The following is a 9,333-nucleotide window of genomic DNA, read 5'->3' as shown; positions in this document are numbered from 1 at the left end:
CCCGGGGATTTCACATCCGACTTGACAGACCGCCTGCGTGCGCTTTACGCCCAGTAATTCCGATTAACGCTTGCACCCTCCGTATTACCGCGGCTGCTGGCACGGAGTTAGCCGGTGCTTCTTCTGCGAGTAACGTCAATCGCCAAGGTTATTAACCTTAACGCCTTCCTCCTCGCTGAAAGTACTTTACAACCCGAAGGCCTTCTTCATACACGCGGCATGGCTGCATCAGGCTTGCGCCCATTGTGCAATATTCCCCACTGCTGCCTCCCGTAGGAGTCTGGACCGTGTCTCAGTTCCAGTGTGGCTGGTCATCCTCTCAGACCAGCTAGGGATCGTCGCCTAGGTGAGCCGTTACCCCACCTACTAGCTAATCCCATCTGGGCACATCTGATGGCAAGAGGCCCGAAGGTCCCCCTCTTTGGTCTTGCGACGTTATGCGGTATTAGCTACCGTTTCCAGTAGTTATCCCCCTCCATCAGGCAGTTTCCCAGACATTACTCACCCGTCCGCCGCTCGTCACCCGAGAGCAAGCTCTCTGTGCTACCGCTCGACTTGCATGTGTTAGGCCTGCCGCCAGCGTTCAATCTGAGCCATGATCAAACTCTTCAATTTAAGTTTGATGCTCGTGAATTAAACTTCGTAATGAATTACGTATGTTCACTCAGAGACTTTGGTATTCATTTAGCGTCTTGCGACGTTTAGAATCCATGTCACTTTGAGTGCCCACACAGATTGTCTGATAAATTGTTAAAGAGCAGTGCAACGCGGCTTTCGCTCACCGTTGCGAGGTGGAGTATATTACGCTTTCCTCTTTCAGAGTCAACCCTATTTTTCAGGATTTTTCTCTTCAACCGAACCGGCTGTTTGTGTGAAGTGATTCACATCTGCCGTGTCGATGGAGGCGCATTATAGGGAGTTCTCGAGGCATGACAAGCGGAAAAATGCATTTTTATTTCAACCGCTCATCTTTTCGCCCGAACGCCTATTTATTCTGCTTTTTGATGGCTGCAGGCAGTGCCGCCAGGCTATCAATCACCCAATCCGCTGCATTTTCAGCCTCGTCGGTCACAGGCTTACCGGTGCGCACCAACACTTTCGTCCCTACACCTGCAGCAGCAGCTGCCTGCATATCTTCAATTTTGTCGCCAACCATAAAGGAGGCATTCATATCTATATGCAGGAAATCGCGAGCAGAGATGAACATGCCTGGATGTGGCTTACGGCAATCACACACCTGACGATATTCTTCTACTGTGCCCTGCGGGTGATGCGGGCAGTAATAGATACCGTCCAGATCAACACCACGATCGGCAAGGGACCAATCCATCCACTCAGTTAATGTTTCAAACTGAGTTTCAGTAAACTTACCACGAGCGATTCCGGACTGGTTCGTCACTACAATCAGCGCATAGCCCATTTCTTTTAATTCGCGCATGGCATCAATGACGCCATCAATAAATTCAAATGCGTCAATTTCGTGGATATAGCCATGATCGACATTAATCGTGCCATCACGGTCTAAGAAAATAGCGGGTACGGTTTTTGCCACCGGTTTACTCCTGAGATAAGGCTTGTAGCGCTATTATCTCATGTTTCCCGCGCCAATAAAGTGCTCATTATTACTGCCCGGATTGATTTAGACGTCTGGATGCCTTAACATCCATTTTATTGAGGGTCGCTGCACCTCTGCAGCAGCAGAAAATGCCACGGCAAATCACCATACGATAATAAATAGCTAATGATAAAACTTTCGAATATCACCAAAGTGTTCCAGCAGGGCCAGCGAACCATTCAGGCGTTGAATGATGTGAGCCTGCACGTCCCTGCCGGTCAAATTTACGGCGTCATCGGTGCATCAGGTGCAGGTAAGAGCACGCTGATCCGCTGCGTCAATTTACTTGAACGCCCAACCCAGGGAAGCGTTCTGGTTGATGGGCAGGATTTAACCGCCCTTTCCGAATCACAGTTAGTAAAAGCACGTCGCCAGATTGGCATGATTTTCCAGCACTTTAATCTGCTGGCCTCACGTACCGTGTTCGGTAACGTTGCGCTGCCACTGGAACTGGACAACACGCCGAAGGAAGAAATCAAACGTCGTGTAACGGAACTGCTGGATCTGGTGGGTCTGTCGGATAAACACGACAGCTATCCGGCCAACCTTTCCGGTGGACAGAAACAGCGTGTGGCGATTGCTCGTGCATTGGCCAGTAACCCGAAGGTGTTGCTGTGCGACGAAGCCACCAGCGCACTGGACCCGGCAACCACCCGTTCTATTCTCGAATTGCTGAAAGACATTAACCGCCGTCTCGGCCTGACGATTCTGCTTATCACCCATGAAATGGATGTCGTGAAGCGCATCTGTGACTGTGTAGCTGTCATCAGTAACGGTGAGTTGATTGAGCAAGACACTGTCAGTGAAGTGTTTTCGCATCCGAAAACCCCTCTCGCGCAGCAGTTTATCCAGTCCACTCTGCATCTGGATATTCCGGAAGATTACCTGGCTCGACTGAAACCAGAGCAGGTGTCCAGCAGCGTTCCGATGCTTCGCATGGAATTTACCGGCCAGTCCGTTGATGCACCGTTACTGTCAGAAACCGCGCGTCGCTTCAATGTGAATAACAACATTATAAGTGCGCAGATGGATTACGCGGGCGGCGTTAAATTCGGCATCATGCTGACTGAAATGCACGGAACACAAGAAGATACGCAAGCCGCGATTGCCTGGCTGCAAGAAAACCATGTGAAAGTAGAGGTACTGGGTTATGTCTGAGCCAATGATGTGGTTACTGGGGCGTGGCGTCTGGGAAACGTTGGCGATGACCTTTGTTTCCGGTTTCTTTGGTTTTGTGATTGGCCTGCCGGTCGGCGTGTTGCTCTATGTCACGCGCCCTGGGCAGATTGCTGAAAATGCCAAACTCTACCGTACGCTTTCTGCGCTGGTGAATATCTTCCGTTCGATTCCGTTCATTATTTTGCTGGTGTGGATGATCCCGTTCACCCGCGTCATTGTCGGGACTTCTATCGGTCTGCAAGCGGCAATTGTTCCATTGACCGTGGGCGCAGCACCGTTTATTGCTCGTATGGTGGAAAACGCACTGCTGGAAATCCCGACTGGCCTGATTGAAGCCTCACGTGCGATGGGCGCCACCGCGATGCAGATCGTCCGCAAAGTCCTGCTGCCCGAAGCGCTGCCAGGTCTGGTGAATGCGGCAACCATTACCCTGATTACCCTGGTCGGTTACTCCGCAATGGGTGGCGCCGTCGGTGCCGGTGGTTTGGGTCAGATTGGTTATCAGTACGGCTATATCGGTTATAACGCTACGGTAATGAATACCGTTCTGGTATTACTGGTGGTTCTGGTTTACTTAATTCAATTCTCTGGCGATCGCATCGTCCGGACTGTCACTCACAAGTAACGTTACACACAACAGACAACTCTAAGAGTTAAGGAAGAAAAATGGCGTTCAAGTTAAAAACCTTTGCGGCAGTGGGTGCCCTGATTGGTTCTCTGGCACTGGTGGGTTGCGGTCCTGATCAAAAAGACCCTAACCACATTAAAGTCGGCGTGATCGTGGGTGCAGAACAACAGGTTGCTGAAGTTGCACAGAAAGTAGCAAAAGAGAAGTATGGCCTCGACGTTGAACTGGTGACCTTCAACGACTACGTGCTGCCAAACGAAGCTCTGAGCAAAGGCGATATCGACGCCAACGCCTTCCAGCACAAACCTTACCTGGATCAGCAGATCAAAGATCGTGGCTACAAACTGGTTCCGGTCGGCAGCACTTTCGTTTACCCGATCGCGGGCTACTCCAAGAAAATTAAATCTCTGGACGAACTGCAGCCGGGCTCACAGGTTGCCGTGCCGAATGACCCAACTAACCTCGGTCGTTCTCTGCTGCTGCTGCAGAAAGTGGGCCTGATCAAACTGAAAGACGGTGTTGGCCTGCTGCCGACCGTTCTGGACGTCACTGGCAACCCGAAAAACCTGAAAATTGTTGAACTGGAAGCGCCGCAGCTGCCACGCTCTCTCGACGATGCACAAATTGCGCTGGCGGTTATCAACACCACTTACGCAAGCCAGATCGGTCTGACGCCAGCGAAAGACGGCATCTTTGTTGAAGACAAAGACTCCCCGTACGTAAACCTGATCGTCAGCCGTGAAGACAATAAAGACGCGGAAAACGTGAAGAAATTCGTTGAAGCGTATCAGTCTGATGAAGTGTACGAAGCCGCTAACAAGATCTTCAATGGCGGTGCCGTTAAAGGCTGGTAATCTTTTCACAAAGTAATATCATTCAGGACGGGCTTTATGCCCGTCTTGTCATTTTGGCGAGCACCTGATTTATTAAGTTCGGTTTTTTATTCATTGAGGAAATACTATGCGTGCTTTACCGGTCTGTTTCTTAGCGCTGATCCTGAGCGGCTGTTCCATGTTAAACAGAACTCCTGTAGAGCCTGTACAAAGCACAGCAACGCCCCCGAAAACCGAGCCTGCCAAGCCAAAAGCGCCGCGCCCTGCTCCGGTGAAAATTTATAACAGCGCTGAGGAGTTGGTCGGTGCCCCCTTCCGCGATCTCGGCGAAGTGAGCGGCGAATCCTGCCAGGCCTCAAACCAGGACTCTCCGCCAAATATTCCAACGGCCCGTAAGCGCCTGCAAATCAATGCGGCAAAAATGAAAGCCAACGCCGTTTTGCTGCACAGCTGTGAAGTCACCAGCGGCACACCGGGTTGCTATCGTCAGGCCGTTTGCCTCGGAACTGCGCTCAACGTTTCGGCGAAATGAGTGAATTTTCCTTTGAGCGGATAGGCGTTATCCGCTCGCCTTATAAAGAGAAGTTTGCCGTCCCGCGCCAGCCCGGTCTGGTGCAACACGGAAACGGCGAACTTCACTTGCTCCCGCCGTACAACCAACCTGATGCCGTTCGTGGTCTGGAAGCATTCAGCCATCTTTGGCTGCTGTTTGTCTTTCATCAAACGATGGAAGGCGGCTGGCGTCCGACCGTTCGCCCGCCTCGTCTAGGCGGTAATGCCAGAATGGGCGTCTTTGCGACTCGCTCTACGTTTCGCCCCAATCCGATTGGTATGTCGCTGGTCGAACTGAAAGACATTCGTTGCCATAAAGATCAGGTAATTCTGGAGCTCGGCAGTCTCGATTTGGTTGATGGTACGCCAGTCGTCGACATCAAACCCTATTTGCCCTTTGCCGAAGCGCTGCCGGATGCCCAGGCGAGCTACGCGCAGCAAGCGCCAGTTGCCAGTGTAAATGTCAGCTTTACCGCCGAACTCGAAAACCAGTTACCCACACTTGAGAAGCGTTATCCTCATCTGCGCGCTTTCATCAGTGATGTGCTGGCGCAAGATCCTCGCCCGGCATATCGCAAAGGGGAAGAAACGGGGAAAACGTACGCCGTCTGGTTACATGACTTCAACGTCCGCTGGCGCGTCACTGACGCGGGGTTTGAAGTCTTTGCCCTCGAAGCACGCTAATTTTCTCCTCCTCTCTTTTGACAACTCTGCCAGGCTGATAAACTAAACCACTTTTTTTGTATCAGGCGGGCACACTCCCGCTTGCGCCGATCGTTCAAATGGAACCGTAATATCATGCGTACTAGTCAATATCTGCTCTCCACGCTGAAGGAGACACCTGCCGACGCCGAGGTTATCAGCCACCAGCTGATGCTGCGCGCCGGGATGATTCGCAAGCTCGCGTCCGGATTGTATACCTGGTTGCCGACCGGCGTGCGCGTCCTGAAAAAAGTCGAAAACATCGTGCGTGAAGAGATGGATAACGCCGGTGCCATCGAGGTGTTAATGCCTGTGGTACAGCCTTCTGAGCTGTGGCAGGAAAGTGGACGCTGGGAACAGTACGGCCCGGAACTGCTGCGAATTGCTGACCGTGGGGATCGTCCGTTTGTTCTCGGTCCAACGCATGAAGAAGTCATCACCGACCTGATTCGTAACGAGCTGAGCTCTTACAAACAGCTGCCGCTGAACTTCTATCAAATTCAGACCAAATTCCGTGACGAAGTCCGTCCACGTTTTGGTGTGATGCGCTCCCGTGAGTTCATCATGAAGGATTCCTACTCCTTCCATACGTCTCAGGAATCCTTGCAGGAAACCTACGACAAGATGTATACGGCCTACAGCAACATCTTCAACCGTATGGGTCTGGATTTCCGCGCCGTTCAGGCAGATACCGGTTCTATCGGCGGTAGCGCATCGCACGAATTCCAGGTGCTGGCTTCCAGCGGTGAAGACGATGTAATTTTCTCTGATGAATCTGAGTTTGCTGCCAATATCGAGTTCGCCGAAGCCGTTGCGCCAAAAGCACCGCGCGCCGCTGCCACTCAGGAAATGACGCTGGTTGATACGCCAAACGCGAAAACCATCGCCGAACTGGTTGAGCAGTTCAACCTGCCGGTTGAAAAGACGGTCAAAACCCTGTTGGTGAAAGCCGTAGAAGACAGCGCTTATCCGCTGGTTGCGTTGCTGGTGCGTGGCGATCACGAACTGAACGAAGTGAAAGCGGAAAAACTGCCGCAAGTAGCAAGCCCACTGACTTTCGCAACAGAAGAAGAAATTCGAGCGGTAGCGAAAGCTGGTCCGGGTTCACTCGGCCCGGTTGGTCTGAACGTGCCAGTGGTTATCGACCGCACCGTTGCTGTGATGAGTGATTTTGCCGCAGGCGCGAACGTCGATGGCAAACACTACTTCGGCATTAACTGGGATCGCGATGTCGCCACGCCAGAAGTCGCTGATATCCGTAACGTCGTCGCAGGTGACCCAAGCCCGGATGGCAAAGGTACGCTGCTGATCAAACGCGGCATCGAAGTTGGCCACATCTTCCAGCTCGGCACCAAATATTCTGAAGCGATGAAAGCATCCGTTCAGGGTGAAGATGGTCGTAACCAGACGTTGACGATGGGTTGTTATGGCATCGGCGTAACGCGCGTAGTGGCAGCAGCGATTGAGCAGAACCATGACGAGCGCGGGATTCTGTGGCCAGATAACATCGCTCCGTTCCAGGTCGCTATCCTGCCAATTAACATGCACAAATCCTATCGCGTTCAGGAACTGGCTGAGAAGCTATACAGCGAACTGCGCGCTCAGGGCATTGAAGTGCTGATGGATGACCGTAAAGAGCGTCCAGGCGTGATGTTTGCTGATATGGAACTGATCGGTATTCCACATACCGTCGTCATCGGTGACCGTAACCTCGACAACGACGAAATCGAATACAAATATCGTCGTAACGGTGACAAGCAGATGATCAAAACTGGGGACGTAATGAACTTCCTGGTGAGCAACATCAAGCGTTAATCTTGCCCGATGTTGAAATCGACACGCCCGTCATTTTCATGACGGGCATTTTTTTGGGGCTTAAAAGGCGTTTTTCAGCTTAAAGACTGCAACCGAGTGAGACAGCAGATTTGATTGCTCCTCCACGCCAGAAGCGGTGGTTGCTACTTCTTCTACCAGCGCGGCGTTTTGTTGCGTGACCTGATCCATCTGCGTAATCGCCACACGAATCTGTTCTACGCCGCTGCTCTGTTCTTCAGAGGCGAGCGCAATCCCTTCCATCATCGCGTTCACTTTCCCAATAGCCTGGCTGATTTCACCGATAGTCTGACTGGTTTTATTCGCCAGATCTGCGCCGTCCTGAATATAGCCGGTGGATTCATTAATCAGCGTGGTGATTTCTTTCGCGGAATCGGTACACCGCTTCGCCAGATTGCGGACTTCACCAGCGACCACGGCAAAACCTCTGCCAGACTGCCCGGCACGAGCGGCTTCTACCGCCGCATTCAGCGCCAGAATGTTGGTCTGGAAGGCGATGCTGTCAATCACGCTAATGATCTCCACCATCTTTTGCGCGCTTTGGCTTATCGCACTCATTTTGCTCATCATGTTCTGCATCTGCACTTCGCCGGAATTGGCGATGCTGACGGTGCCACGGATCATTTTCGATGCCTGTAAAGCGCTGTCCGTATTGAGTTTCACCGTCGAAGAGATTTGCTCCATGCTGGAGGCGGTTTGTACGATTGCCGCGGCCTGCTCTTCGGTTCGACTGGAGAGGTCACCGTTTCCGGCAGCAATTTCACGGGTGCCGATATTAATCGACTCAACACCCTGGCGAATGCTTTGTACCGTTTCGCTAAGCCCGCTTTGCATCTCCTGCAATGCCGCACACAATTTCCCGATCTCATTGCCATTGGCCACGGTAATCACTCCCGTGAGGTCGCCTTTACCAATGTCATTGAAATGCTGTGTAACTTTCTCCAACGGTCGAACCAGCGTACCGCGAAGCCAGAAATGAATAGTAAAGAAAAGCACGACGGCAATTACCAGCATCAGGATCATCACCCAAATCGCAAAATGATATGCGTTATTACTCCCCTTAACGACTTGTGCAAGGTTTCGCTGCGTGGCTGACATGTAATTATGATATTCAGTATCCCAGCCAGAACGAGCCTCTGCGGTGGAGGCATTATTTGACGCTACCGCCTGTTTTAACGCATCCGGATCGGTAATGGTGGTCAGAAGTTCGCTGTTATGACTGAGAATAGCAACCTGCTGTTCATAGGCTTTCTTCACCGCGATCCCTACATCAGGTTGCGTCGTCGATAGCCCTGGAATATTCCAAAAAATCTGGAATTGATCAGCGGCGATAGCGAGTTGCTCACGGATCTTTGCCGCCGCCTGAGCAGCATCCACATTTTCATGATGGATTTTCCCCTGAACGGTTGCATCAAACAACGTCCTACTGACGATGAAAGCATCACGCGTCGCATTTAGCGCTTTTTGCTCTCCTGAGTTATAGCTCAGTGCCTGAATATCGTGGTTAGTGTTTTTCAGAAAATGAAGCCCAAGCCCGCTGGAAAGCAGCTGCAATAACGTAAACAGGCCGAGCACAAACAAGAGTCCGATGCTGATTTTTATGTTTTTCACAAAGTCGTTCCTTTTCGATTAGAGTCAGAATATCCACCTCAATTTCGGGGTTATCGGCAAGGAGAGTGTGATGTTGATGGAGAATATCGAAGGAAATGGGCTAAACAGACAATACGAACGCATCTGCTTATTGCGTGGTTTTTCTTCGCATGAAAATTTGATGATCCCAGCGCGAAGTTTGCAGCTGACCAATAGACCGGTGGTACGTGATTAACAAAAAAAAGACTCATCATCGGATGTAATGCCAGTCAGTTAAGCGACTGACTGGCTGTTTTATATGGCTTTTCTGTACTTGTAGGGCCTTTCCTTTACCACTCCCGGGAAGGCTCTTTCTCTTCTTGTTGGCAGTTTTACCATCTGCGCCATGCTTTCCATATCCC

General features: G+C 51.4%; 9 protein-coding genes and 1 rRNA gene. 6 read left to right on the top strand and 4 right to left on the bottom strand.

From position 1 onward, the window contains the following. Positions 1 to 615: ribosomal RNA gene (locus VH187_RS11610) — 16S ribosomal RNA — on the bottom strand; the annotation flags it as partial. 370 nt (positions 616 to 985) lie between these two features. Then, positions 986 to 1,552, bottom strand: coding sequence for a D-glycero-beta-D-manno-heptose 1,7-bisphosphate 7-phosphatase (gmhB, locus tag VH187_RS11605; protein ID WP_329701606.1), 567 nt, complete (start codon positions 1,550 to 1,552; stop codon positions 986 to 988). Positions 1,553 to 1,741: 189 nt separating this feature from the next. Here gmhB and metN point away from each other — a divergent pair, with 189 nt between their 5' ends. From metN to proS, 6 genes are all read left to right on the top strand, one after another. Then, positions 1,742 to 2,773 carry a methionine ABC transporter ATP-binding protein MetN gene (metN, locus tag VH187_RS11600; RefSeq protein WP_329701605.1) on the top strand — a complete coding sequence of 344 codons (1,032 nt, stop codon included), beginning with the start codon at positions 1,742 to 1,744 and terminating at the stop codon, positions 2,771 to 2,773. Beyond that, the gene (locus VH187_RS11595; RefSeq protein ID WP_329701604.1) at positions 2,766 to 3,419 is read left to right on the top strand and encodes a methionine ABC transporter permease MetI; all 654 of its coding nucleotides are present in this window, start codon (positions 2,766 to 2,768) and stop codon (positions 3,417 to 3,419) included. The genes metN and VH187_RS11595 overlap by 8 nt, the downstream gene beginning before the upstream one ends. A 41-nt stretch (positions 3,420 to 3,460) precedes the next feature. Beyond that, positions 3,461 to 4,276 carry a methionine ABC transporter substrate-binding lipoprotein MetQ gene (gene metQ / locus VH187_RS11590; RefSeq protein WP_329701603.1) on the top strand — a complete coding sequence of 272 codons (816 nt, stop codon included), beginning with the start codon at positions 3,461 to 3,463 and terminating at the stop codon, positions 4,274 to 4,276. 106 nt (positions 4,277 to 4,382) lie between these two features. Beyond that, on the top strand, positions 4,383 to 4,787 hold the full coding sequence (gene rcsF, locus VH187_RS11585) for an Rcs stress response system protein RcsF (RefSeq protein WP_329701602.1): 405 nt from the start codon (positions 4,383 to 4,385) through the stop codon (positions 4,785 to 4,787). Further along, positions 4,784 to 5,491 carry a tRNA (N6-threonylcarbamoyladenosine(37)-N6)-methyltransferase TrmO gene (tsaA, locus tag VH187_RS11580; RefSeq protein WP_329701601.1) on the top strand — a complete coding sequence of 236 codons (708 nt, stop codon included), beginning with the start codon at positions 4,784 to 4,786 and terminating at the stop codon, positions 5,489 to 5,491. Before rcsF ends, tsaA begins: the two co-directional genes overlap by 4 nt. A gap of 114 nt (positions 5,492 to 5,605) precedes the next feature. After that, positions 5,606 to 7,324: a proline--tRNA ligase gene (proS, locus tag VH187_RS11575; protein WP_329701600.1), complete on the top strand. Its 1,719-nt coding sequence runs from the start codon at positions 5,606 to 5,608 to the stop codon at positions 7,322 to 7,324. 60 nt (positions 7,325 to 7,384) lie between these two features. Here the strand turns inward: proS and VH187_RS11570 are convergent, their stop codons facing one another. Both VH187_RS11570 and VH187_RS11565 read right to left on the bottom strand, forming a co-directional pair. Then, positions 7,385 to 8,953 (bottom strand): methyl-accepting chemotaxis protein, encoded by a 1,569-nt coding sequence (locus tag VH187_RS11570; RefSeq protein WP_329701599.1) that lies wholly within the window; start codon positions 8,951 to 8,953, stop codon positions 7,385 to 7,387. 273 nt (positions 8,954 to 9,226) lie between these two features. After that, positions 9,227 to 9,333, bottom strand: a 107-nt coding sequence (locus VH187_RS11565; RefSeq protein ID WP_329701607.1) for a hypothetical protein, incomplete at its 5' end; no start/stop codon positions are given.

This window comes from Scandinavium sp. (genome assembly GCF_036271055.1).
In the GTDB taxonomy this organism is placed as follows: Bacteria; Pseudomonadota; Gammaproteobacteria; order Enterobacterales; family Enterobacteriaceae; genus Scandinavium.
This window is presented reverse-complemented; position numbering and strand designations above follow the sequence as displayed.

Bases quoted from the DNA above. Each gene is read 5' to 3' on its own strand.
- proS (WP_329701600.1), top strand. From the start codon at position 5,606: ATGCGTACTAGTCAATATCTGCTCTCCACGCTGAAGGAGACACCTGCC.
- tsaA (WP_329701601.1), top strand. From the start codon at position 4,784: ATGAGTGAATTTTCCTTTGAGCGGATAGGCGTTATCCGCTCGCCTTAT.
- rcsF (WP_329701602.1), top strand. From the start codon at position 4,383: ATGCGTGCTTTACCGGTCTGTTTCTTAGCGCTGATCCTGAGCGGCTGT.
- metN (WP_329701605.1), top strand. From the start codon at position 1,742: ATGATAAAACTTTCGAATATCACCAAAGTGTTCCAGCAGGGCCAGCGA.
- metQ (WP_329701603.1), top strand. From the start codon at position 3,461: ATGGCGTTCAAGTTAAAAACCTTTGCGGCAGTGGGTGCCCTGATTGGT.
- VH187_RS11595 (WP_329701604.1), top strand. From the start codon at position 2,766: ATGTCTGAGCCAATGATGTGGTTACTGGGGCGTGGCGTCTGGGAAACG.